This window comes from Maritimibacter alkaliphilus HTCC2654 (assembly GCF_000152805.1).
Lineage (GTDB): Bacteria > Pseudomonadota > Alphaproteobacteria > Rhodobacterales > Rhodobacteraceae > Maritimibacter > Maritimibacter alkaliphilus.
The window spans coordinates 3,641,206-3,664,234 of the sequence record NZ_CH902578.1 but is presented as its reverse complement, the minus strand read 5'-3'; the positions used below and the strand labels follow the sequence as shown (position 1 = coordinate 3,664,234).

The window sequence follows — 23,029 nt, the reverse complement described above, 5'->3', positions numbered from 1 at the left end:
CCCTCCCCTAGTCGAAGTTGATCGCCACGGACCCGAACGCGCCGAAGTCGGCGGAGATGCGGGTGCCGGATGGACATTCGATAGGCGCGATGAACGAGCCGGACAAGACCACCTGCCCCGCCTCGATCCGCTGCCCGTATTGCCCCATGCGCCGCGCGAGCCAGACGATGCCCGTCACCGGGTCGTTCAGCACGGCGGCGCCAAGGCCGGTCGCGACCACTTCGTCGTTCTTGGTGAGGATCGCGCCGGTCCAGCGCAGGTCGAAGGCCTCGGGCGGGTTTTGTTCTTTCCCAGTCACGATGCCCGCGTTGGCCGCGTTGTCCGACACGGTGTCGGTGATGATCCGGGGCGTCCCCGTGTCGGGATCGGCGCGCAGGATGCGGGTGTCGAGGATTTCGAGCGAGGGGGTGACGTAATCCGTCGCCGCAATCACGTCGTCGCGGCTGACCTCACCCGACAAAGGCGCTTTCATCACGAATGCGATCTCGGCCTCGATCCGCGGCTGGATGAACCGGCCTGCCGGCACCGTCCCGCCGTTCGGAAAGATCATGTCGTCGAAAAGCACGCCGCTGTCCGGCGTGTCGATCTTCAGCGCCTCCTGCATGACCTTGGAGGTCAGGCCGATTTTCCACCCGACGATCCGCCGGCCCCCCGCCAGTTTCTGCGCCATCTGGGCCGACTGAATGCGATAGGCGTCGTCCAGCGTCATGCCGGGGTGGCGGAGCGACAGGAGGCCGATCTGGGTCCGGGTGTCTTCGGCGGTCAAAAGGTCGGCAGCCGCCTCTTCGACTTGGGCGTCCGTCAAGGTCATTCGTCGGCCACGGTGTTGGTGAGGGTGCCGATGCCGTTCACCTCGACTTCGACCACATCGCCGGGGACGAGGTATTTCGGCGGATCGAACCGTGCGCCCGCGCCGGTGGGCGTGCCGGTGATGATGACGTCGCCGGGCACGAGCGTGGTGAAGGTCGAGATATAGGCGATCTCTTCACGGATGGGGAACATCATGTTGGCCAGCACGTCGTCCTGCCGCACCTCGCCGTTCACGCGCGTGACGATGCGGGCATCGTCGAGTTGCGCCGGATCGGTGAAGGGCACGAGCCACGGGCCGATGGCGCCGGAGTTGTCCCAGTTCTTGCCTTGCGTGACGTTGAATTTCGCATGGCGCACCCAGTCGCGGATCGTGCCTTCGTTCGCGATGGTGAGCGCGGCGATGTGGTCATAGGCATCCCCTGCCGCGATCCGGCGACCGCCCTTGCCAATCACGACGACCACTTCGCCCTCGTAGTCGAGCGTGTGGTTTTCCGGCGGACGGATGAGCGGCTGGCCATGGCCCGTGAAGCTGCGGGGAAAGCGCGGGAACAGCGACATATGCTTGGGCTGAGCCGAACCGTCCTTGTATTCGGCGTTGCGGTCGGGGAAGTTCACGCCGACGCAGAGGATTTTCTCAGGCCGTGCGATGGGGATCAGGAACTCGACCTCATCCGAGGCGAAGGTGGGCGCGCGCCCCTCGGCCAGCGCGATCACCTTTTCCAGAGCGCCGTCCACGACGACCGCCTGAAGGTCCGCGTAGCCCGCCACATCGGTCAGGTCGATGAGGCCCTCGTCGGTGACGACGCCGTAGCGGGTGGTGCCATCGGCCCGGAAGGCCGCGATGCGATTGCTCATGATGCCCTCCTCACGGTGCGATGATCGGCGATGCGCCGAGGTTCGACTCGCTGACGTCGAGCCCGTCGAAGACCGAGCCATGTTCGAACCACGACTTCGGCGCAGGCGCGCCCCAGAGCGTTTGACGCTGCGGGTCTTTCAGATCCCACCGGATCGCTTCGAGGTCCGGGTCCACGGTCTGATAGTCGGAACAGTAAATCTCGATCCGGTGCCCGTCGGGGTCGAGAATGTACAGGAAGAACGCGTTGGAAATGCCGTGGCGCCCCGGTCCGCGTTCGATATTCGATACATAGCCGGTGGTGGACATCAGATCGAGCAGGTCGATGATGTTGAGAGGTGTCGGCACCCAGAACGCCGTGTGGTGCAGGCGCGGGCCGGTCCCGTTGGTGAAGGCGATGTCGTGGACCCCGCCCTTGCGATGGGTCCAGGCCGCCCAAAGCCGCTTGCTTTCCTCATCCTCGGTGTATTCGGTCACCCGAAAGCCGATCTCGTTGTAAAAGCCCACCGCCTCGTCCACGTTCGGCACGAAGCAGTTGAAGTGGTCGATGCGCAGCGGCTTCACACCCTTGTAGAGCGCATATTTCTGGTGGATCGGCGGCAACCGCTCCATCTTGAAGTAGAATTCGATGGGCATACTGAGGTGATCGTGCGTCGCGAGCGTGCGACCCTGATAGGGGCGCTCGACCCAGTCGACCCCGTGCCCCTGTGACTTGAACCAGTCGTGCGCCTTGTCCAATTCGCTCTCGTCGAAGACCTTGAACGACAGCGCCTTGACGTGCGGCTCGGTGGATTTGTGAAGCACCATGCAGTGATGCCCCCGCTCTTCCATCGCGCGCAGATAGACGGTGCTGTCGTCCTCGTCCGTGATCTGAAGGCCGAGCGTATCGACGTAGAACGCCTTGGACGCCGCCAGATCGCGCACGCCGAAATCGACATGGGACAGCCGGATGATGTTGAACGGCGGGTAAAGGTTCGGGGCGGGAATGGGCATCTGGGCTCCTTACTGCACCGGGAAGATGACATTGGCCTGGCCTGTGCCAGAGGATGGGAAATAGTCGGTGACGACCTCGCATTCGCCCGTGTAGGCATCCCAGCCGAGGGCACCATAAAGCATGGCGGTGTCGTGCATCGAGCCCTCGCCCGAGCAGTGCAGGGCATAGTCGCCGAGCATCTTGAGGAAGGTCGCGTGATCGCCGCGCTTCCACATCTCGAGCACCATGAGATCGACCTGACGGTTGAACTCCGAACTGATCGTGAAGGTGCCGTTGTTCGGGGCATAATCCTTGTTCGACCAGATCTTGTGGCTGAGGCTGCCGGAGGCGACGAGCAGAACCTTGTCGTCCGAGGCGTCGACCGCCTTGCGGATCGCCTCCCCCAGCACACGGCTCTCGTCATGGTCGTGGACCGTGCAGAAGGCCGCGATGGAAACCACCTTCATCTCATGTTCGCGGCTCATGAACGACAGCGGGACGAGCGAGCCGTATTCGAGGTCGAGACTGTCGAGATGATGGGCGAGCGTGTAGACGCCCATCTCGCACGCGGCCTCGGCAATGGCATCGCCAAGCGCCGGGTTGCCCGCGTGGCTATAGGGCATGTCGCGGATGAACTGCGGAAACTCGGACGAGGTCAGAAGCCCCTCGAACCTGTCGTTGGCATTGATATGGAACCCCGCGTTCACCAGCCAGTGCGTGTCGCAGATCACCACAGTCTCCGCGCCCAACGCCTTGGCCCGGCGCGCGATTTCATAGTGGCCGTCGATCGCGGCCTGACGTTTGCCCTTGATCGGCCCGTCCTGCTCCGACATCTGCATCGTCGGAACGTGGGTCATCTTGGCCGCCAGAACGATTTCACCCATGACGCATATCTCCTCCGGTCATGCGAAATGGCGCCTCACCCGCCGAGTTTCGGGATTTTATGGTCCGCGCGTGGGAACGATACGTTCACCGTCTCCATGTAGAAGTCAAAGGACCAATCGCCGCCGTCCCGCCCGATGCCGGAGGCTTTGGTGCCGCCGAAGGGCGATGGCAGGTGACGGATGTTTTCCGAATTCACCCACATCATACCCGCGTCGAGCGCATCGGTCATGCGCATCGCCCGGTCGAGGTCGCGGGTCCACAGATAGGCCGCGAGGCCGTATTGCACGCCGTTCGCGATTTCGAGCGCATCCGCGTCGTCTTTGAACGGAATGGCCGTCAGGACCGGGCCGAAAATCTCTTCCTGCGCGATGGCCATGTCGTTCGTGGCCTGCGTGAACAGCGTCGGCGCGATGTAGCACCCCTGCTCGCCCACCTTGGCCCCGCCCACGGCGATGGTCGCGCCCTCTTCCTGCGCCTTGGCGAAGTAGGACATGACCTTTTCTTCGTGCTCCGGGTGGATCACCGGGCCGACCACGGTGTCGGGGTCGAGGGGGTGGCCCACCTTGATGCGCCCCGCGGCCTCGGCCACGCGGCGCGTCACCTCGTCATAGATCGTGTCCTGCACCAGAAGCCGAGAGGACGAGGTGCAGCGTTCGCCGTTGAGCGAGTAGATCATGAAGACCGCCGCATCCACGGCGCGGTCGATATCGGCATCGTCGAAGATGATGACCGGGTTCTTGCCGCCCAGCTCGAAATGCACGCGCTTCAGCGTCGCCGCACCCTGCGCCATAATCATCGACCCAGTGCGGCTTTCACCGACGAAAGCGATGGCCTTGATGCCGGGGTGCTCGGTCAGGCGCTTGCCCGCATCCTCACCGAACCCGTTCACCACGTTCAGCACGCCCTTGGGCAACCCCGCCTCTTCGGCGATCTCGGCCAGAAGCTTGGCGGTCATCGGCGAGAACTCGGCGGGCTTGTGGACGACCGTGCATCCGGCGGCGAGCGCCGGGGCGATCTTCCACGTCGACAGCATGAAGGGCGTGTTCCACGGGGTGATGACACCGACCGGGCCGATGGCGCGGCGCGAGGTCACGTTCATCTGGGTCGGATTGCGCAACGCCTGCCCGTCTTCGGCGGTCGGGGCCTGATCGGCGAAGAACCGGAAGTTGGCAGCACCGCGAATGGCGGCCTTGGACATGAACCTGAGCGCCTGCCCGGTGTCCATGCATTCGGTGAAAGCGATTTCCTCGGCCCGCGCCTCGATGGCTTCGGCGACCTTGATGAGGATCTTGCGCCGCTCGGCCCCCGGAGTCTTCGACCATGCGGGGAACGCCGCCTTTGCCGCCGCGACCGCGTTATCGATGTCGGCGGCGCCGCCACGGGCGACCGGGGCAAGCTCGCTCAGATCGACAGGCGAGATCGTGGTGAAGGTCTCACCGGACATGGCGGGGGCGTTCTGCCCGTCGATATGGTTCATCACGCCGTCCTTGCGGAACCGCGCCATGAACCCCTGTGCCTTGGCGATATTGTCGTCGAGAACGCTCATGTCGGCTCCTGTCAGGTCTTGGAGAGACGGCCGTGGATCGGCGTGTCTTTCCATGTGAGGACGGGGTCGATGACCCGGATTTCGAGGGATAGGGCGAAGTGCGGCTGACCGAGGGGGACGGCGAACGCGGCCTGCGCGTTGGCGAACACGGCGTCGCCCGCCGCCTTGAGCACTTCGGTCTCGCGCCCGTGGCCGACGTTCATCGTCAGCGCGCAGAAGTGGTTGTCGGAATGCCCGTCCGCCACGATGGCGTGATCGGCGCGGTAGGCGCGCACGCGGATGCCAGCGGTCGGGAACGGGTCGAGCGACAGGAGCGTGTCATGCAGCGACGCCAGAACGGCGGGCATGTCGACGATGTCTTCCAGACCCGGCGAATACTCGACGATCAGGTGCGGCATGGGTGCGATTCTCCTCTCTTGCGCATTTATTTAACACGTTAACTTTATGGGCGCAAGGGATCGTCTTTTACAGGCAGAAACTCTCGCCTAATGTGTGTCGGACCGGATTAGGAGCCCTGTGGATGTCAGAAGACGCCGACCGCCAGACATTCAGCCCGACGCGGAAGTCGCTGCCCATCATGCTCTTGCGCGCACGGGAAGCGGTGATGTTCCGGATCAGGCCGATGTTGCGGCAGATCGGTGTGACGGAGCAGCAATGGCGCGTGCTTCGCGTGCTGGAGGAGTCGGGCGAGCTCGACGTCTCGACCCTGGCCGAACGCGCCGCGATCCTCGGCCCGTCCTTGACGCGCATCCTCAAGACTTTGCGTGAAGTCGGTTACATCGACGTGCGCCGCGACCGGGACGACCGGCGGCGGAGCCTCGCCTCGCTCACCCCGGCGGGTGCGACGCTGATCGCATCGGCGGCCGACGACAGTGCGGCGGTGTTCGCGGCGATCCACGCGGAATTCGGAACGGAACGCACGCAGGCGCTCTTGCGCGAACTCGACGCCCTGACCGAAGTGCTTGGCGAATCCGGCCCGGACACGGCCGACTGAGTCTCTCCGCGCGCCGAATCCTGCACCCGAATTCCGATAGCGTTAACCATAAGCTTGGATTTTACGCACGGATTCCCCCCACCAACGCCCAATTTCTAAGCGCCGACTCGCCATTTCTTGCCGACCCAAAGCGGTTTTGGAGAAATAGCTTAATAGACCCTATACAAATTGCCGCAGCGCAGTAAATTGACGACGTGGGCTGCCAAAATCCCAAAAATTGATTGATTGCGGCGGATTGAGCACTGGGGGTAACCATGTCAGCGGATCCGAACGTCGGGTTTCGTTTTGAGCCTTTTCATGAGTCGAGACCTGCGCAATTAAAGCGCGAAGGGTTTCGCGGTGGATCGCCCGTATTCTGGGCGGCAAAACGGATTTTCGACATTTTGTTTAGTCTTGTTCTGTTGAGCATCGGCGCGGTTGTCGCGCTTCTGTTGCTCATCGTTAATCCTTTCCTGAACCCTGGCCCCCTGTTCTTCCGGCAGGAGCGTATGGGCCAGGACTGCAAGCCGTTTAAAGTGTTGAAATTCAGGACGATGACCAAGGCGGCCGCGCCGACGCGCAGCGCCAAGGACCCTCTGGAAGTCAACCGGATCACGAAGCTCGGCAAGATCCTCCGCAAGACCCGGACCGACGAGCTTCCTCAGGCCCTGAATGTGCTGATGGGCGAAATGAGCGTCATCGGGCCGCGCCCGGACACCTTCGACCACGCCTGCGAATTCGCGGCTGAAATCCCGCGCTATTCCGAACGCCACTCGGTGCGTCCGGGGATCAGCGGTCTGGCTCAGGTCACGCTGGGATACGCGGTCGGCATCGACGCCACGCGGGCCAAGACGTTGCGCGACCTGAACTACATCCGCAACGCGGGCTTCGGGATGGAATTGCGGATCATCGCCATGACCTTCCGCACCATCTTCGGTCGCCACGGCATGTAAGGTCCGAACCGGACCTAAAGCCCAAAAATTACGCAGCTTTTCCGCGGTCGGGTCGCCTATTTTCAAGGCGCTCCGGCCGTTCGGAACGGCCCTGTGTTTCCCAAGGTTCAGACCACCCGACATGCGTTGCCTAGCCCCTCTGGGCGCCAAGGCGCGGCTCGGGTTCGCCCAAGTGAAATCCCTGCACATAACGCACCCCCACCGATTGCAACGCCACCAGTTGTTCGTGCCGCTCGACGCCTTCGATCACCAGAACCGTGCCGGTTTCGTCGCAGTAGGTCTGAAGCGCACGGAACAGCGCGATCGCTTCGGGGTCCGTGTCGACCCGCGTCGAGAGCTGCGCGTCCATCTTGAGCACGTCGGGCTTCAGGTCGAGGATATGGCGCAGCGAAGTATAGCCGGCCCCCGCATCGTCGATGGCGAGGCTGAGGCCCGCTGCCCGCATCCGCGCGACCACACCGGCAAGTGCGCGGTAGTCCCTGACAGGCTCATACTCGGTCAGTTCGACGGTCAGGCCCGGTTCGACCTGTGTCAGGAACCTGTCGAATTCGGCGGAGTGCAAAGTCGTCTCGGACAGGTTGACGGCGATCCCGGCATTGTCCCCCCAGCCCTCGTCCGCGTCGATGATGGCGCGCGCGAAGGCAAGCTCCAGCGCCGGACCCATGCCGACGGAATGCGCGGCGGCAAGCAGTTGCGGCACGCTCGTGTCGTCGGTGGTGTCGAGCCGTGTCAGGCCCTCGCGGTAGATCACGTCTCCGGTCGCGACATCGATGACTGGCTGGAACACGGGGTAGAACCGCCGCTCGCGAATGACCTCGTGCAGCAAGCCGCGAACGCGTTGCGCGGCGACGGCGTGGTCATGCAACAGGTCGAGGCTGACCGCCATCGCGGCGGCTGCCGTTGTGATGGCGGCCATGTCCACGGGTGCCGAAACGATCCCCCCGAGCGCGCCGAAGAGGCTGCCGTTGGAGGCATGAAGCGCCACACCCACCACCGCGTCTGGCGCGTCCGGCCCCGCATCCGCCTCCGAGATCTGGCCCGCGAAGGCCGCCGGGTCGCGGAGTGCCGCGGCCAGAACCACCGGACAATCGCGCAGCGCACGCACCTCTCCGACCCTGTGATCCGTTGGGAACCCCGGAGCCGCCGACATCGCCTCGATCCGCCGTTCGCCACCGGCCACGCGGGCCACGAAAACCACGTCGAAGCCAAGCCTTCGCCGCACACGGTCGAGATGCAGGTCGATCTGGGCGCGGACCCCTTCAGCAACCTGCGCGTTTCGCATGTGGCTCAGGATCAATTCGCGCCTCCCTTGTGTGCCAGAAAGCATATTCAACTCCCGGTAGGGCGCAAGGCAAATTTCTACCTTAAGTTGTTCTTCCGAAATCTTGCGACGCCCCTAACAAGGCGGTCGCCCGCCGCAGGCGGTTCCGCCCCTTTCCATTCCCGCACCGCTGCGCGACTGTCGCCGGATGACGACTCGCCTGCGCAAGAACTTCTGGACCCTGCCGCTCGACAGCCTCACCCCGACAGAGTGGGAGGCGCTGTGCGATGGCTGCGGCAAGTGCTGCCTGAACAAGCTGGAAGACGACGAGACGGGCGAGGTCGTGTTCACCAGCGTGGCCTGTCGCCTTTTGGACAACGACACCTGCCGCTGCGCGCAATACGACATCCGGTTGCAGTTCGTGCCCGAATGCATCGTGCTGCGGCCCGACAACATGGACAAGGTCGGCTACTTCATGCCCCGCACCTGCGCTTATCGCCTGCGGCACGAAGGCAAGCCCCTGCCCGACTGGCACCCGCTGCTGACCGGCACCCCGGACAGCACGCACGAAGCCGGTCAATCGGTGCGCGGCTGGACCGTGCCCGAATTCGAAGTCCCGGAAGAGGACTGGGAAGACTACGTGATCGAAGAGGAGCTGTGATGTTTTTCGCGTCCGACAACGGTGGCCCGGTGCATCCGAGCGTGATCGAGGCCCTGACGGAAGCCAACGAAGGCTATACCGGCGGATATGGTGCCGACGACGTGACCGCGCGGGCCGTCGCGGCCGTGCGGGAGGTGTTCGAGGCCCCCGAAGCCGCCGTCTATTTCGTCGCGACGGGGACGGCGGCCAACGCTCTTGCGCTCGCCACCTATGCGCAACCGTTCCACACCGTTTTCTGCACGGATACCGCCCATATCCATGAGGACGAGTGCAATGCGCCTGAATTCTACACGGGCGGGGCCAAGCTGACGCTGGTGCCGACGACCGACGGGCGCATGACGGCGGAGGATCTGCGCCGGGTGATCGCGGGCGAGGAAACGCGCGGTGTTCACGGGCCGCAGCGCGGGCCTGTGTCGATCACCCAGATCACCGAGCGTGGAACGATCTACGCCCTCGACGATCTGCGCGGCCTTTGCGCCGTGGCGAAGGAATACGACCTGCCCGTGCATCTGGACGGGGCCCGTTTCGCCAATGCGCTGGTCGAGCTGGGATGCAGCTCGGCGGAGATGACGTGGAAGGCGGGCGTCGATGTCGTCAGCTTCGGCGGCACCAAGAACGGGCTGATGGGAGCCGAGGCCGTGGTCTTTTTCGACCCCGAGAAGGCATGGGAATTCGAGCTTCGGCGCAAGCGGGGCGGGCACCTGTTTTCCAAGCAACGCTATCTCGCGGCGCAGTTCCTGCCCTATCTCGAAGGCGGGCGCTGGCTTGACCTCGCACGGGCCGCCAATGCATCGCGCCAGCGGTTGCAGGACGCGATGGAGGGGATGAACGACATCACCTTCGCCTATGCGCCGTCGGGCAACATGATGTTTCCGACGATGCGGGTGGCGGACCATCGGCGGCTCTTCGATGCGGGCGCCTATTACTATATGTGGGACGGCGACCTCGACGGGGCGGCGGAGGACGACAGGCTGACCGCGCGGCTCGTCTGCGACTGGTCCATGAGCGATGCGGCGCTCGACAAGTTCCTGACCGTTCTGCGCGGCTAGATTTTCAGAAAGGCCGCGATCTCGCCCGCCACGTTTTCGGGGTGCGTGAGTGGCGCCATGTGACCGGCGCCCGCGATAATGACCCGCTGCGTCTGCGGGATACGGGCGCAGAGGGCTTCGTGCACCGCGCGCACGCCGACGGGTGGGTTCGCACTTTCCAGAAGCAGAACGGGCTGTTTGATTTTCTCCAGCCGCCCCGGATCGAGCATCCCGGCGGTGTCGTCGAAGGTGGCGGGGCTTTCCTCGACCACGATGTCGATGCGCGAGGCGAGGCGCTTCTGACGGTCGTCGGACAGTCTTGTGAACGGAAGATCCGGGTTGGTCGCGTCGTGAAAGATCTGCGCCGCCTGCATCCGGTCGCCCTTGGCGATCAGGCCGCGCAGGGTGTCGATCATCCCCTTGGCCGCGTCATACTCCGGCGTGCCCCGGATCGCGGCGAAGAACACCGGTTCGATCATAACGAGGCTGCGCACATGCTCGGGCCATTCCATCGCGAGCCGCAGGGCGACCGTCGCGCCGTAGCTGTGGCCGATGACATCGGCCCGCTTGTCGATCAGCTTTCCCGCCATATTGGTGACGAGGGTATGAAGCGCCGCCCCATCCTCGCCCCCCAGCCACGGAGCCGAGCGGCCATGCCCGGGCCGGTCGAACGCGGTCATCTGAAGTTTGTCCAGAAGCGCGGCCTCGACCCCGGTCCAGGCACCGGAATGGGCGAGCGAGCAATGGATGAACAGCGCGCGCCGCACCCCGGACCCGACGCGCACGACATGGGTCGGATGCCCCGCGACGGTGGTGAGCGGTGGCCCGCCCTCCATCACAAGTCACCTTTGAGGAACAGGTCCAGATCCTCCAATCGGTCCTGTCCCCAGAATTTCTCGGTGTCGTCCACGATGAAGAACGGCGCGCCGAAGACCCCGGCATTGATCGCGTCTTCAAGGTTGCGGCCATAGACCTCGGCCCCGGTGAAAAGCCCGGTGTCGGCAAGCGAAGAGTCGAAGCCCGCGTCGGCAAGGCAGGCCTTGATGACGTCGTCTTCGGCGATGTTCTTTTCCTCGGCCCAGCAAGCGGCGAGGATGCCTTGCACCAGCGACAGGATGTCGCCACCCCCGGCCTGTGCCGCCGCGATGATCGCGTAGGAACTTGGCGCGGCATTGGTCGGGAAATGCGCGGGCTGGACGTGGATCGGAAGGCCCGCCTTCTTGCCCTGTCGCTCCAGATCGACGAGGCGGTAGGCCTGCCGCGACGGGTGCCGTTCGGCCAGCGGCTTGCCGCCCGTGCGCGGAAACATCCCGACGATATCGAAGGGTTTGACGTTCACCTCGGCCCCGTGCGCCTCGCAAATCGCGCGAAATCGCGGGCCGGCGAGGTAGGTGTAGGGTGAAATCGTGCTGAAATAGTAGTCTATTTTCGGCATATCGCCCCCTCGCCCGTGCCGCCTGTGGCCATGAACCTAGCCCGGTGTTAAGCGAAGTCAACGCGAGCGGTCGCGATTCTGTTACATGGACAGCCGGGGATACCTCCATGCCAGCACTCACCGAACCCAAGCTCATTTCGGGCAATGCCAACCTGAAACTGGCCGAGGCGGTCGCGCGGCGGATGTCGATCCATCGCGGGTCGGCCGTCAAGCTGGTCGATGCCCGCGTCGAACGGTTCAACGACGCCGAAGTTTTCGTCGAGGTGCACGAGAACGTGCGCGGCGAGGATATGTTCATCATCCAGTCGACCTCGCGCCCTGCGAACGACAACCTGATGGAACTGCTCATCATCTCGGACACGCTGCGCCGCTCGTCGGCGGGCCGGATCACGGCCGTTATTCCGTATTTCGGCTATGCCCGTCAGGATCGCCGGACCAAGGCGCGCACGCCGATCAGCGCCAAGCTGGTCGCCAACATGATAACGCAGGCCGGGATCGAGCGGGTTCTGACCATGGACCTGCACGCGACGCAGATTCAGGGGTTCTTCGACATTCCCGTCGACAACCTTTACGCCAGCCCGGTCTTCGCGCTGGATGTGCGCCACCACTTCAAGGACTGCCTTGACGATGTCATGGTGATCTCGCCCGACGTTGGCGGCGTGGCCCGTGCCCGTGAACTCGCCAAGCGTATCGAGGCGCCGCTGGCCATCGTGGACAAGCGCCGCGAGAAGGCGGGTGAAGTGGCCGAGATGAACGTGATCGGCGACGTGACCGGCAAACGCTGCATCATCGTCGACGACATCTGCGACACCGCCGGAACGCTGTGCAAGGCCGCCGATGTGCTGATGGACAGCGGCGCGGCCGAGGTGCATGCCTATATCACCCACGGCGTCATGTCCGGCCCGGCGGTCGAACGGGTGACCGCGTCGAAGCTGAAAAGCCTCGTTCTGACCGACTCGATTGCCGCGACGCCGGAAGTGGCCGCCGCGCCGAACATCCGTATCGTGCCGCTGGCCCCGATCTTCGCGCAGGCGATCCTGAACATCTGGGGCGGCACGTCGGTCTCGTCGCTGTTCGAGCACGAAACGCTCCAGCCGCTGTACGAAACGCTCTATAGCTGAGTTTCAAGGTCGGAGACGACCTAGGGCACGTCCCAGTCGTCTTCGTCACCGACTTCGCCGAAGGCGATCCAGTCTGCGCGGATGCGGGCGACTTTGGTGTCGCCCCACGTATGAAACACGATCTCGAAATTCTCGGGCGTCACGTTGTCCGACGAAATGTCGATGCGGGAGTTGGTTTCGGCGTCGATGTCCCACATCGACATGCCGACCATCACCGCAGGCGCGGTCACGAATTTTTCCGAGAACGGGATCAGCATCCGGATCTCGCGATCCCCCTCACCCGTCCACATGGCGCCATCGGTCACGAAGTCCGAGAACAACACCTTCGATCCGCTGTCGATGCCCATACGATGGGTTCTGATACGCCACATGTGCGAAACCTGCTTCTTTTTTCGCCCGCCCGGGCGCAGGGTGCCCCGAAAAGTGCAAATCGTTCAAGCCCCTGAGGCGGTTTCCGTGCGCAGGCGTATCCGGTTCACAACGGGGAAGATGAGAAGCATCAGGAAGCCCGCGAACAGGAACGGGGCACCCGGCATGTGGAACGGCGTGTCGGGGCCGGTGTAATGGCGAAAGAGCGGGGTCATCAGAAGCGGCGCGAAGATCGCGGCGAGCGAACCGAGCGAGGCGATGACACCTTGCAGCACGCCCTGCCGATCCTCGTCCGTAGCGTTGGCCATGATCGCGGTCAGCGTCGGAGGGGCCATGTCGGAGAGGCAGGCGATGGGAAGGATCACCGCGACCAGCCAGGGCGCGGTCGTGAAACCGAAGGCGAAGGCGGCAACGGTGCCGGTCAACAGCGCGAAGGTGAGGACGCCGTGCTCGCTCATCCGTTTCAGGAGGGCGGGCAGGACAAGACCCTGCGTGAGCGCGACCCCGACCCCGTAGGCCGCAAGCGTGCCGCCGATCATGGTCGCGGACCAGCCGAACGCCTCGCGCCCCCAGAAAGCCCAAAGGGTCGGGTAGACCATGTTGGCGAATTCGAAGACGAACATGCAGGCGAGCGGCAGCGCGAGCGCGGGCATTCGGAACGCATCGCGGATCGCGCCGAACGGGTTGAGGTCGCTGGCGCGGAAGGCCCGGCGTTTGGCGGGGGCGAGGCTTTCGGGCAGGACGGCGAGGCCGAAGGCGACATTCGCGGCCGACAGCGCGGCGGCGACCCAGAACGGAGCGGTCACGTCGATACCGGCGAGCAGACCGCCGAGTGCGGGGCCAAGGACGAAGCCGATGCCGAAGGTCGCGCCGATCAGCCCGAAATTCGCGGCCCGCTTCTCGGGCGTCGAGATGTCGGCGAGATAGGCGGTCGCCGTGATGTAGGTCGCACCCGCGACACCGGCGAGGAGCCGGCCCGCGAGCAGCAGCCAAAAGCTCGTCGCGAGCGCCATGATGACATAGTCGACGGCCAGCGTGGCGAGGGCGACGAGCAGCACGGGCTTGCGACCGACGGCATCGGACAATCCCCCCACGGCCGGCGCGCACAAGAACTGCGTCGCCGCATAGGCCGCCATCAGGATACCGCCCAGCACCGCACCGTTAGACGCGCCCCCGGCGCCCACGCGGTCCATCAGGTCCGGCATGAGCGGAAAGATCAGCCCCACCCCGATCGCGTCGATCAGGATGGTGGCGAGGATGAACCAGAGGGCGCGGTCGTCCGACATGGCTTTTGCTAGGGCCATGCCCGGGCCGGATCAACGATTTTGGCGCGAACCGCCGCGACTTTGCCGCTCAGGACAACCCAAGGTCGATGCCTTGATCCTGCGCGAAGGACCGGCAATAGGCGGCCCAGTCATGGAACTCCTGCGAAAAGACGATGCGGGCGCCCTTGGCGATCCATTCGTCGCGGGTCGAGAAATACGTCGCCTCGACCGCCTTTTCCGCGTCACTGCGCCCTTCGCGCATCGCCTGAGCGCGCGCGGAACCGAGGTATCTGGACGCCGCCACCGCAAGCGATTCCTGCTTGTCGACGCTGGTCATCAGGCGGGTCAGCGCGTCGTAAAGCCCCGCGCATTGGGCCATCGAGGTCGAATAGGGTTGCGCCTGAACCGGCAGGGGAGTCGCGAAAAGTGCGAAGAACGTGAGGGCCTTGACCGTCATGGCGAGTCTCCGAAAACCATTTAACACGCCAGATCCTGCCATGCGAAATGGGCCATTTCTTGACCCGCGCACGACGCCCATCGGCAAATTTTTGGTGCGCTTCGCAGGTCGTGCTACTATCGCGCCATGACACCGCGACCTTTCCTGCGCCGCATGGCACTGACGGCCGGGCTGGCCCTTGCCGCCGCCCCGGCGGCGGCTTGCAAATTGTCGCTGGTCCTCGCTCTCGATGTGTCGGCCTCGGTCGACGCGCGGGAATACGACTTGCAGCAGGAAGGTCTGGCGCGGGCCCTCACCGATCCCGAGGTCGTGGGGGCGGTCGAGGCGCAGGGCGGCATCTGGCTGTCGATTTTCGAGTGGAGCGGTGCGCGCCATCAGTATGAACAACTCCCGTGGACATTCGTCGCCGGTGGCGCGGCGCTTGCCGCCGTCGCGGGGGAGCTGCGGGCCACGCCACGGCAGGTGGCGGAGTTCCCGACGTCGCTCGGCTATGCGCTGGGACATGCACTGAACCTGTTGAAGGCCGCGCCGGAAACCTGCGATCGTCAGGTCATCGACGTTTCGGGCGACGGTGTGAACAACGATGGCTTCCCCCCGGCCAGCGCCTACGTCGCCCACGATATGTCCTTGGTCACGGTGAACGGTCTGGTCATCACCGACGGCGATCCGACCGTGGTCCGATACTATCTGCAATCGGTGATCCAAGGCCCCGGAGCCTTCGTGCAACCGACGAACAGCTACAACGACTACGAAGAGGCGATGCGCCGGAAGCTGCTGCGCGAACTGGGGGCGTTCAGCTACGTTGGCCTCCCCACGGGTCCGCAGGGCGGGTAGCGCAAACGTCATTTCCTGCATTCGTTTTCTTGCATATAACTCTTTCAACCAGTCTTGGGAGAGATCACCATGTTCCGAATGTCCACTGCCCTAGCCCTAGCCCTTTGCCTGTCTACGCCCGCGCTGGCCCAGCAGGGGCATATGGGCGGCATGTCCCACATGCACGGTGCCGACGGGACCGGGCATGACGAAGTGAACATGCCGGGCCTTTTCGGCGAAAACGCGACGCCCGAGGAAAGCGCCGAGCTTGCGGTCATGTTTCGGAACTTCCAGACGATCACGCGGGAGGTTGAGAACCTGCCGAACGGCATCCGCAGCGTCACGCGGTCGTCAGACCCCGAAGTGATGGAAGTTTTGGTCAGCCATGTGGTCGGGATGATCGGCCGGGTCGATGCCAAGGACGATCCACGCATCATCATCCAGAGCCCGACGCTCGACATCTTCTTCGAACGGGCCGAGGCGCTGGAGACCGAGATCGAGGTGACCGACGCGGGGATCGTCGTCGTGCAGACCTCGGACGATCCCGAACTGGTGGCCGCGCTCCACACCCATGCCGCCGAAGTCTCGGACATGGCCGAGCGGGGCATGATGGCGGTGCATGAGCGGATGATGGGACAGCCGCACTAACCGGGCGACGGTTTCGCAAAGAAAAGGCCCCGCATCCGAAGATGCAGGGCCTTTACTGTCCCCCGGTCGTTCGGGTTCTTCTTATGCTTTGCTTTGCAGGCCCAGCTCGGACGCGACGAGGGCGATGTCGCCGACCTGCTTGGACAGTTGGTCCAGCATCTCGGGCGTCGCGTTGTCGCGCGCGGCAACGGCGGTGGCGACGAAGTCGTCGATGATGTCCTGCGTCACTTCGCCCGCGGGCATGGCACGCTCGGCCAGAACCGTGGTGCCGTCCGGCGTAACTTCGGCGAAGCCGCCGGTCACGACGTATCTCTCTTCACCACCAGCACCCTGCACCGTGACGATGCCGGGACGAAGCGTCGCGATGGTCGGCGCGTGTTGCGCCATCGCCGTGAAGTCGCCATCGGCGCCGGGGATTTGCACGGCGCTGGCCTCGGTCGAGGTCAGGCGGCGCTCCGGCGACACCAGGTCGAATTGCATCATGTCAGCCATGTATGTCTCCTGATAGGAGCCGCCCCCCGGCGCGGGCCGGGGGAGGACTGATTACGCAGCGTCCGCGGCCATCTTCTCGGCTTTGGCGATCACCTCGTCGATGCCGCCGACCATGTAGAAGGCGCCTTCGGGCAGGTGATCGTATTCGCCGTCCACAACCGCGCGGAACGATTTGATCGTGTCCTCGAGCGGAACCTGAACGCCGTCCGAGCCGGTGAACACTTTCGCAACGTCGAACGGCTGCGAGAGGAAACGCTGGATCTTACGGGCGCGGGCCACGGTGAGTTTGTCCTCTTCCGACAGTTCGTCCATGCCGAGAATGGCAATGATGTCCTGCAGCGACTTGTAGCGCTGAAGGATACCCTGAACGTCACGGGCAACCTTGTAGTGTTCGTCGCCGATCACCAGCGGGTCCATGAGACGCGAGGTGGAGTCGAGCGGGTCCACGGCGGGGTAGATGCCGAGTTCCGAGATCGCGCGGTTAAGCACGGTCGTCGCGTCGAGGTGGGCGAAGGTCGTGGCCGGTGCCGGGTCGGTAAGGTCGTCCGCGGGCACGTACACGGCCTGGATCGAGGTGATCGAGCCGTTCTTGGTCGAGGTGATGCGTTCCTGCATTGCGCCCATGTCGGTGGCCAGCGTCGGCTGGTAACCCACGGCGGACGGGATACGACCCAGAAGCGCCGACATCTCGGAACCCGCCTGCGTGAAGCGGAAGATGTTGTCGACGAAGAACAGAACGTCGGTCCCGGTCGCGTCGCGGAACTGCTCGGCCAGCGTCAGGCCGGTCAGCGCGATACGGGCACGGGCACCCGGCGGCTCGTTCATCTGGCCGTAGACCAGAGCGATCTTCGAGTCCGGCAGGTTGTCCGGGGTCAGAACGCCGGATTCGATCATCTCGTGGTAGAGGTCGTTCCCTTCACGGGTCCGCTCACCCACACCGGCGAACACGGACAGACCCGAGTGCACCTTGGCGATGTTGTTGATGAGTTCCTGAATGAGAACGGTCTTGCCCACGCCGGCGCCGCCGAAGAGGCCGATCTTGCCGCCCTTCGAGTAGGGGGCCAGCAGGTCGATGACCTTGATGCCGGTGACGAGGATTTCGGCCTCGGTCGCCTGCTCGTCGAAGTCGGGCGCGTCCGCGTGGATCGGGCGGTATTCGTCGGCTTCGATCGGGCCCTTTTCGTCCACCGGGTCGCCGGTGACGTTCAGGATGCGGCCCAGCGTGGCGGTGCCCACCGGAACCGAGATCGGCTTGCCGGTGTCGGCCACTTCGTGACCGCGCACGAGACCTTCGGTCGCGTCCATCGCGATGGTGCGCACGGTGTTCTCACCAAGGTGCTGCGCCACTTCGAGGACGAGACGGTTGCCGTTGTTATCAGTTTCAAGCGCGTTAAGGATCGCCGGAAGGTGATCCTCGAACTGCACGTCGACGACGGCGCCGATGACCTGGGTCACTTTGCCTTTTGCATTTGCCATCTTGTGTTTCTCCGGTTCCCTTAGAGCGCCTCGGCGCCCGAAATGATTTCAATCAGCTCGTTGGTGATAACGGCCTGACGCGAGCGGTTGTACTCGATCGTCAGCTTGTCGATCATCTCGCCCGCGTTGCGCGTGGCGTTGTCCATCGCCGACATGCGTGCGCCCTGTTCGGACGCGCCGTTCTCGAGCAGCGCCGAGAAGATCGCCGTTGCCACGCCCTTGGGCAGCAGCGTGGCGAGCACCTCTTCCTCGGACGGCTCGTAATCGTAGACGTAGCCGGTCTCGTCGCTCTCCGACGGGGTGTCGAACTTGGCCGGGATCACCTGAACGGCGGTCGGAATCTGCGACACCACGTTTTCGAAACGGTTGTAGAAGATCGTCGCGACGTCGAAGTCACCCGCATCGAAACGTGCGAGCAGATCGTTCGCGATCTCCTGCGCGTTCGCGTAGCCGATGTTCTTGACCTCGGACAGATCGACGTGACCGATCAGCAGATCGCCGTAATCACGCTTGAGCTGTTCGCGGCCTTTCTTGCCGACCGTCAGGATCTTGACCGTCTTGCCTTCGCCCTTCAGCGTTTCCGCCTTTTGCTTGGCCAGTTTCACGATCGACGAGTTGAAGCCGCCGCACAGACCGCGCTCGGCGGTCATGACGACGAGAAGCTGCACCTGATCGGATCCCGTGCCCCGCAGAAGGATCGGCGCGGCGTCGGACCCTGCCGACGCCTTGGCGAGCCCGCCCAGAACGGCGTTGAACCGTTCCGTGTACGGGCGCGACGCCTCGGCCGCTTCCTGGGCGCGGCGGAGCTTGGCCGCCGCGACCATCTGCATGGCCTTGGTGATCTTCCGCGTCGACTTGACGGTGTCGATCCGGTTTTTCAGGTCCTTAAGACTTGGCATGACTGCCTCCTCAGGAAGTTAACCGGGATCAGGCCGTGAAGCCCGCTGCGAATTCTTCGATGGCGGCTTTGATCTTGTCCGCCAGATCGTCTTTCACCTTGCGGTCGTTCTCGGTGATGTCCTTGAGCAGGTCAGCATGTTTCGAACGCAGGTGGTTCAGAAGACCGCTTTCGAACTTCGCCACGGCCGAGACCGGCAGCTTGTCGAGGAAGCCGTTGGTGCCGGCGTAGATCACGCAGACGATTTCGGCGTTGGTCAGCGGCGAATACTGCGGCTGCTTCATCAGCTCGGTCAGACGGGCACCACGGGCCAGCAGCTGCTGGGTGGCGGCGTCGAGGTCGGAGCCGAACTGGGCGAACGCGGCCATTTCGCGGTACTGGGCGAGCGACAGTTTCACCGGACCCGCGACCGAGGACATGGCTTTCGTCTGAGCCGACGAACCCACGCGCGACACCGACAGACCGGTGTTCACGGCCGGGCGGATGCCCTGATAGAACAGTTCGGTTTCAAGGAAGATCTGGCCGTCGGTGATCGAGATCACGTTGGTCGGAATGAACGCCGACACGTCGCCGCCTTGCGTTTCGATGATCGGCAGAGCCGTCAGCGAACCTGCACCGAAGTCTTCGTTCAGCTTCGCCGAACGCTCCAGCAGGCGGGAGTGAAGGTAGAACACGTCACCCGGATAGGCTTCACGCCCCGGCGGACGACGCAGAAGCAGCGACATCTGACGGTAGGCGACGGCCTGTTTCGACAGATCGTCGTAGATCATCAGCGCGTGACGGCCGTTGTCGCGGAAGTATTCGCCCATCGCGGTCGCGGTGTAGGGGGCGAGGTACTGCATCGGCGCGGGGTCCGACGCGGTCGCGGCGACGATGATCGAGTATTCGATGGCGCCGGTCTCTTCCAGTTTCTTGACGAGCTGGGCGACGGTCGAACGCTTCTGACCGACGGCGACGTAGACGCAGTAGAGCTTCTTCGACTCGTCGTCGCCGGCGGCGTCGTTGTACGACTTCTGGTTCAGGATGGTGTCGAGCGCCACGGCGGTCTTGCCGGTCTGACGGTCGCCGATGATAAGCTCACGCTGGCCACGGCCAATCGGGATCATCGCGTCCACCGACTTGAGGCCGGTCGCCATCGGCTCGTGCACCGACTTACGCGGGATGATGCCCGGGGCCTTCACGTCGGCCACGGCACGCTCTTTCGCTTCGATCGGGCCTTTGCCGTCGATCGGGTTGCCGAGACCGTCGACCACGCGGCCGAGCAGCGCGTCACCGACCGGCACGTCCACGATCGAGTTCGTGCGCTTGACGGTGTCGCCTTCTTTAATGTCACGGTCCGAACCGAAGATAACGACACCGACGTTGTCGGCTTCGAGGTTCAGCGCCATGCCCCGGATGCCACCGGGGAATTCGACCATTTCACCGGCCTGCACGTTGTCGAGGCCATAGACACGGGCGATACCGTCACCGACGGAGAGCACGTGACCGACTTCGGCCACCTCGGCCTCCTGGCCAAAGTTCTTGATCTGGTCCTTGAGGATCGCAGAAATCTCGGAAGCTTGGATACCCATTCTCTTATCCGACCTCTTTCATGGAATTCTGGAGTGCGTTCAGGCGCGAAGCGATCGAGCTATCGATCATCTTGGACCCGACTTTCACGATAAGGCCGCCGATGAGGCTTTCATCCACGGCCATGTTGATTTTCACGTCCTTGCCGACCGACGCCTTGAGCGCCTTGGCAAGTTTGTCCTGCTGGGCTTTGGTGAGCGCCTTGGCGGCGGTCACGTCGGCCACGACTTCGCCTTTGTCTTCCGAGATCATCTCGCGAAGCTTGGCGATGAGTTGCGGCAGGATGAACAGGCGGCGTTTCTGCGCCATGACGGCGAGCACGCCGGTCATCTGCTTGGAAAGCCCCATCTTGTCGGCAAGCGCCTTGATCGCGGCGGCCTGAGCGTCGCGGCCATAGACCGGCGAGTGGATCAGGCGCGCGAAGTCGGCGCTGTCGGCGAGGGCGCCGTCGAGCTGGTCGAGGTCGCCTTCCACCGCCTTGAGGGAGTTCTCTTCCTTGGCCAGTTCAAAAACGGCCGTCGCGTAACGCTGGGCAATCCCAGAAGTGATCGAAGCTGGTTCGGACACGTCCACCCTTCCGATGTCTTTAGCCCCATCCTTTGGCTGCGAGCGCAGTCAGGGGCGGCCTCTCGATGCCGCATTTTTGCGAGCGATCTGAAATTCAGCGGGGGTCTAGCAGAGCAATCCCAAGCCCGCAATACGCATGACGGGGTTTTGCGCCAACATATAGAAAGTAGGCGTGGGTGCGTGCGAAATAGGGCGTCCGGCTTGTGATTGTCAGGCCTTCGGACCGGATGTTCACGGACAGGGACCGAATCCCTTGGCCGTCCGGCCAGCTTGCCGCCCCGGCTCGGGCGCGCCAAGCCCCTCCAGCACGCTGAGTGGGCGCTTTACCGCCTCCGGCAGCCCCGGCCGGTGCTGCGCCTTCACCTGTTTCGAGGCCTCGACAAGCAGAACGCCCCCCGCCATGCGCGGGGCCCCTGCCCCGACCTTTTCCCACATCGGTCCGGTCTTGAGCCAGAAGCGGCGATGGGTGGGCGGCTGATAGAGTGCGGCAGAATGCCGCTCGATCGCGAACCCGTGGTCGCGAAGCTGATGTTCGAGTTGCCCGGTCGAATAGGGGCGACCATAGCCGAAGGGCGTGTTGTCCGACCGCGACCACAGCCCGGCGCGGTTCGGCACGATGAACAGCGCGCGCCCACCGGGGCCGAGCACACGGTAGGCCTCGTCCAAGAGCGTCGGCGCGTTCGTCGAGGTCTCGAGCCCATGAAGCATGATGAGCTTGTCGGCCACGCCGGTGTCGATGGGCCAGAGCACCTCTTCGCACAGAACCGACACGTTGGGCATTCCGGCAGGCCATGCCATGACCCCCTGCGGCGCGGGCATCAGCGCGATCACGCGGCGGGCATCGGCCAGAAACGGGCGCAACAGCGGCGCGGCGAAGCCATAGCCCAGCACGGTCTGCCCCTTGGCGGAACCGGACCAGAGCCGGCAAACCTCGTCACGGATGTTCTTCTGCGCCACGCGGCCAAGGGCCGAACGGTAGTAGAAAGCGCGAAGATCCTGTGCGTCCAGATGCATATGGCGCAGGTTAGACGATCCTCGCCCCGTGAACAGGGGGCAAATCCCCTCTTGAGCCAGCGCCCCCCGACCCCCATATTCATCTCGACATGACGCTCGAACTCATCACCATCCCCTGCCGCTCCGACAACTACGCCTTCCTCGTCCATGACGCGGCGACGGGCGAGACGGCGCTGTTCGACGCGCCCGAAACCGCGCCGATCAAGGCCGAACTCGACGCGCGGGGCTGGACCCTCACCGATCTGTTCATCACGCACCATCACGGCGACCACATCGAAGGCGTGGACGATCTGCGCGCGGCTTACGGCTGCCGGGTGGTCGGCGGCAAACACGATGCGGGGCGCCTGCCCGCGCTCGACAAGGCGGTCGAACCCGGCGACGTGCTGAGTTTCGCAGGTCACGAGGTTCAGGTGTTCGCCGCCGACGGTCACACCATCGGCCACATCGCGTTCTACATGCCCGACGCGAAAGCCGCCTTCACCGGCGACAGCCTGATGGCGCTTGGCTGCGGCCGGTTGTTCGAGGGCACGCCGGAACAGATGTGGGGCACCCTGTCGCGCCTGATGGCGTTGCCTGACGACACGCTGATCTGTTCGGGCCACGAATACACGGCGGCCAACGCCCGCTTCGCGCTGTCGGTCGAGCCGCAGAATGCCGACCTGATCCACCGCGCCGAACAGACGACGAAACTGCGCGAGAACGGCGAATTCACCGTTCCGTCGCTGCTGTCGCTCGAAAAAGCGACCAATCCGTTCCTTCGCGCCGGGCTGCCGGAGATGAAGAAGGCCGTGGATATGGAACATGACGGCGATGCCGAGGTTTTCGCCGCAATTCGCCGGGCCAAGGATAATTTCTAGGCCTTCGTGCAACGATCACCCGGCTGTGAGCGTTTTCCTGCCAGAAAACACTTGAAGAACCGCTGGGAAAACCGATCCTTAATACTATGAGGCCACGGTCGAATG

26 protein-coding genes are annotated in these 23,029 nt (G+C 64.1%); 8 read left to right on the top strand and 18 right to left on the bottom strand.

The window, feature by feature from the left end; genetic code table 11:
* Nucleotides 1-7: 7 nt before the first annotated feature.
* The 6 genes from hpaH to RB2654_RS18980 are packed head-to-tail and all read right to left on the bottom strand — an operon-like array spanning nucleotide 8 to nucleotide 5,465.
* A complete protein-coding gene (hpaH, locus tag RB2654_RS19005) occupies nucleotides 8-811 on the bottom strand; it encodes a 2-oxo-hept-4-ene-1,7-dioate hydratase (protein WP_008334850.1) in 804 nt (267 codons plus the stop codon).
* Nucleotides 808-1,665 carry a fumarylacetoacetate hydrolase family protein gene (locus tag RB2654_RS19000; RefSeq protein WP_008334849.1) on the bottom strand — a complete coding sequence of 286 codons (858 nt, stop codon included), beginning with the start codon at nucleotides 1,663-1,665 and terminating at the stop codon, nucleotides 808-810. Before RB2654_RS19000 ends, hpaH begins: the two co-directional genes overlap by 4 nt.
* Before the next feature lie 10 nt (nucleotides 1,666-1,675).
* On the bottom strand, nucleotides 1,676-2,656 hold the full coding sequence (gene hpaD / locus RB2654_RS18995) for a 3,4-dihydroxyphenylacetate 2,3-dioxygenase (RefSeq protein WP_008334847.1): 981 nt from the start codon (nucleotides 2,654-2,656) through the stop codon (nucleotides 1,676-1,678).
* 9 nt (nucleotides 2,657-2,665) lie between these two features.
* Complete coding sequence (hpaD, locus tag RB2654_RS18990; RefSeq protein WP_008334845.1) at nucleotides 2,666-3,520, bottom strand: 3,4-dihydroxyphenylacetate 2,3-dioxygenase; 855 nt, start codon at nucleotides 3,518-3,520, stop codon at nucleotides 2,666-2,668.
* Between the two features lie 35 nt (nucleotides 3,521-3,555).
* Nucleotides 3,556-5,067 carry a 5-carboxymethyl-2-hydroxymuconate semialdehyde dehydrogenase gene (gene hpaE / locus RB2654_RS18985; RefSeq protein ID WP_008334844.1) on the bottom strand — a complete coding sequence of 504 codons (1,512 nt, stop codon included), beginning with the start codon at nucleotides 5,065-5,067 and terminating at the stop codon, nucleotides 3,556-3,558.
* Between the two features lie 11 nt (nucleotides 5,068-5,078).
* Entirely contained in the window at nucleotides 5,079-5,465 is a 387-nt protein-coding gene (locus tag RB2654_RS18980; RefSeq protein ID WP_008334843.1) for a 5-carboxymethyl-2-hydroxymuconate Delta-isomerase, read from the bottom strand.
* 122 nt (nucleotides 5,466-5,587) lie between these two features.
* On the opposite strand from RB2654_RS18980, the gene hpaR reads away from it, so the two are divergent.
* Nucleotides 5,588-6,061 (top strand): homoprotocatechuate degradation operon regulator HpaR, encoded by a 474-nt coding sequence (hpaR, locus tag RB2654_RS18975; protein ID WP_008334841.1) that lies wholly within the window; start codon nucleotides 5,588-5,590, stop codon nucleotides 6,059-6,061.
* Between the two features lie 254 nt (nucleotides 6,062-6,315).
* Nucleotides 6,316-6,993, top strand: coding sequence for a sugar transferase (locus RB2654_RS18970; RefSeq protein ID WP_083783431.1), 678 nt, complete (start codon nucleotides 6,316-6,318; stop codon nucleotides 6,991-6,993).
* A gap of 130 nt (nucleotides 6,994-7,123) precedes the next feature.
* On the opposite strand, the gene RB2654_RS22615 is transcribed toward RB2654_RS18970, so the two are convergent.
* Nucleotides 7,124-8,320, bottom strand: coding sequence for an EAL domain-containing protein (locus RB2654_RS22615; protein ID WP_148912621.1), 1,197 nt, complete (start codon nucleotides 8,318-8,320; stop codon nucleotides 7,124-7,126).
* Nucleotides 8,321-8,462: 142 nt separating this feature from the next.
* Here RB2654_RS22615 and RB2654_RS18960 point away from each other — a divergent pair, with 142 nt between their 5' ends.
* Both RB2654_RS18960 and RB2654_RS18955 read left to right on the top strand, forming a co-directional pair.
* Nucleotides 8,463-8,915, top strand: a complete 453-nt coding sequence (locus tag RB2654_RS18960; protein ID WP_008334834.1) for a YcgN family cysteine cluster protein — start codon at nucleotides 8,463-8,465, stop codon at nucleotides 8,913-8,915.
* The gene (locus RB2654_RS18955) at nucleotides 8,915-9,964 is read left to right on the top strand and encodes a threonine aldolase family protein (protein ID WP_040885269.1); all 1,050 of its coding nucleotides are present in this window, start codon (nucleotides 8,915-8,917) and stop codon (nucleotides 9,962-9,964) included. Before RB2654_RS18960 ends, RB2654_RS18955 begins: the two co-directional genes overlap by 1 nt.
* Here RB2654_RS18955 and RB2654_RS18950 read toward each other — a convergent pair.
* Together RB2654_RS18950 and RB2654_RS18945 are read right to left on the bottom strand one after the other, a co-directional pair.
* A complete protein-coding gene (locus RB2654_RS18950) occupies nucleotides 9,961-10,779 on the bottom strand; it encodes an alpha/beta fold hydrolase (protein WP_008334830.1) in 819 nt (272 codons plus the stop codon). The two genes, RB2654_RS18955 and RB2654_RS18950, sit on opposite strands and share 4 nt — an antisense overlap.
* A complete protein-coding gene (locus RB2654_RS18945) occupies nucleotides 10,779-11,378 on the bottom strand; it encodes a 2-hydroxychromene-2-carboxylate isomerase (RefSeq protein WP_008334828.1) in 600 nt (199 codons plus the stop codon). The genes RB2654_RS18950 and RB2654_RS18945 overlap by 1 nt, the downstream gene beginning before the upstream one ends.
* A gap of 107 nt (nucleotides 11,379-11,485) precedes the next feature.
* Between RB2654_RS18945 and RB2654_RS18940 the strand changes: the two genes are divergently transcribed.
* Nucleotides 11,486-12,499, top strand: coding sequence for a ribose-phosphate pyrophosphokinase (locus RB2654_RS18940; protein WP_008334827.1), 1,014 nt, complete (start codon nucleotides 11,486-11,488; stop codon nucleotides 12,497-12,499).
* Between the two features lie 20 nt (nucleotides 12,500-12,519).
* On the opposite strand, the gene RB2654_RS18935 is transcribed toward RB2654_RS18940, so the two are convergent.
* The 3 genes from RB2654_RS18935 to RB2654_RS18925 form a co-directional block, all read right to left on the bottom strand.
* Nucleotides 12,520-12,870, bottom strand: a complete 351-nt coding sequence (locus RB2654_RS18935) for an H-type lectin domain-containing protein (RefSeq protein WP_040885266.1) — start codon at nucleotides 12,868-12,870, stop codon at nucleotides 12,520-12,522.
* Nucleotides 12,871-12,933: 63 nt separating this feature from the next.
* The gene (locus RB2654_RS18930) at nucleotides 12,934-14,154 is read right to left on the bottom strand and encodes a tetracycline resistance MFS efflux pump (RefSeq protein ID WP_008334823.1); all 1,221 of its coding nucleotides are present in this window, start codon (nucleotides 14,152-14,154) and stop codon (nucleotides 12,934-12,936) included.
* Nucleotides 14,155-14,221: 67 nt separating this feature from the next.
* Nucleotides 14,222-14,590 (bottom strand): hypothetical protein, encoded by a 369-nt coding sequence (locus RB2654_RS18925; RefSeq protein ID WP_008334821.1) that lies wholly within the window; start codon nucleotides 14,588-14,590, stop codon nucleotides 14,222-14,224.
* Between the two features lie 126 nt (nucleotides 14,591-14,716).
* Here RB2654_RS18925 and RB2654_RS18920 point away from each other — a divergent pair, with 126 nt between their 5' ends.
* Complete coding sequence (locus RB2654_RS18920) at nucleotides 14,717-15,424, top strand: DUF1194 domain-containing protein (protein WP_008334819.1); 708 nt, start codon at nucleotides 14,717-14,719, stop codon at nucleotides 15,422-15,424.
* Nucleotides 15,425-15,502: 78 nt separating this feature from the next.
* On the top strand, nucleotides 15,503-16,051 hold the full coding sequence (locus tag RB2654_RS18915; RefSeq protein ID WP_187432407.1) for a hypothetical protein: 549 nt from the start codon (nucleotides 15,503-15,505) through the stop codon (nucleotides 16,049-16,051).
* Between the two features lie 81 nt (nucleotides 16,052-16,132).
* Here the strand turns inward: RB2654_RS18915 and RB2654_RS18910 are convergent, their stop codons facing one another.
* The 6 genes from RB2654_RS18910 to RB2654_RS18885 all read right to left on the bottom strand — a co-directional run bounded on the left by RB2654_RS18910 (nucleotide 16,133) and on the right by RB2654_RS18885 (nucleotide 22,067).
* Nucleotides 16,133-16,543: a F0F1 ATP synthase subunit epsilon gene (locus RB2654_RS18910; RefSeq protein ID WP_008334817.1), complete on the bottom strand. Its 411-nt coding sequence runs from the start codon at nucleotides 16,541-16,543 to the stop codon at nucleotides 16,133-16,135.
* A 51-nt stretch (nucleotides 16,544-16,594) separates the two neighbouring features.
* Nucleotides 16,595-18,019 carry a F0F1 ATP synthase subunit beta gene (gene atpD / locus RB2654_RS18905; RefSeq protein WP_008334816.1) on the bottom strand — a complete coding sequence of 475 codons (1,425 nt, stop codon included), beginning with the start codon at nucleotides 18,017-18,019 and terminating at the stop codon, nucleotides 16,595-16,597.
* 20 nt (nucleotides 18,020-18,039) lie between these two features.
* Nucleotides 18,040-18,918: a F0F1 ATP synthase subunit gamma gene (locus RB2654_RS18900; protein WP_008334815.1), complete on the bottom strand. Its 879-nt coding sequence runs from the start codon at nucleotides 18,916-18,918 to the stop codon at nucleotides 18,040-18,042.
* A gap of 28 nt (nucleotides 18,919-18,946) precedes the next feature.
* Nucleotides 18,947-20,488 (bottom strand): F0F1 ATP synthase subunit alpha, encoded by a 1,542-nt coding sequence (gene atpA, locus RB2654_RS18895; RefSeq protein WP_008334813.1) that lies wholly within the window; start codon nucleotides 20,486-20,488, stop codon nucleotides 18,947-18,949.
* A 4-nt stretch (nucleotides 20,489-20,492) separates the two neighbouring features.
* Entirely contained in the window at nucleotides 20,493-21,053 is a 561-nt protein-coding gene (locus RB2654_RS18890; protein WP_040885861.1) for a F0F1 ATP synthase subunit delta, read from the bottom strand.
* Between the two features lie 231 nt (nucleotides 21,054-21,284).
* Nucleotides 21,285-22,067, bottom strand: coding sequence for a class I SAM-dependent methyltransferase (locus RB2654_RS18885; RefSeq protein ID WP_008334808.1), 783 nt, complete (start codon nucleotides 22,065-22,067; stop codon nucleotides 21,285-21,287).
* Nucleotides 22,068-22,156: 89 nt separating this feature from the next.
* Here RB2654_RS18885 and gloB point away from each other — a divergent pair, with 89 nt between their 5' ends.
* Nucleotides 22,157-22,924 carry a hydroxyacylglutathione hydrolase gene (gloB, locus tag RB2654_RS18880; RefSeq protein WP_008334807.1) on the top strand — a complete coding sequence of 256 codons (768 nt, stop codon included), beginning with the start codon at nucleotides 22,157-22,159 and terminating at the stop codon, nucleotides 22,922-22,924.
* The last annotated feature ends 105 nt before the right edge of the window (nucleotides 22,925-23,029 follow it).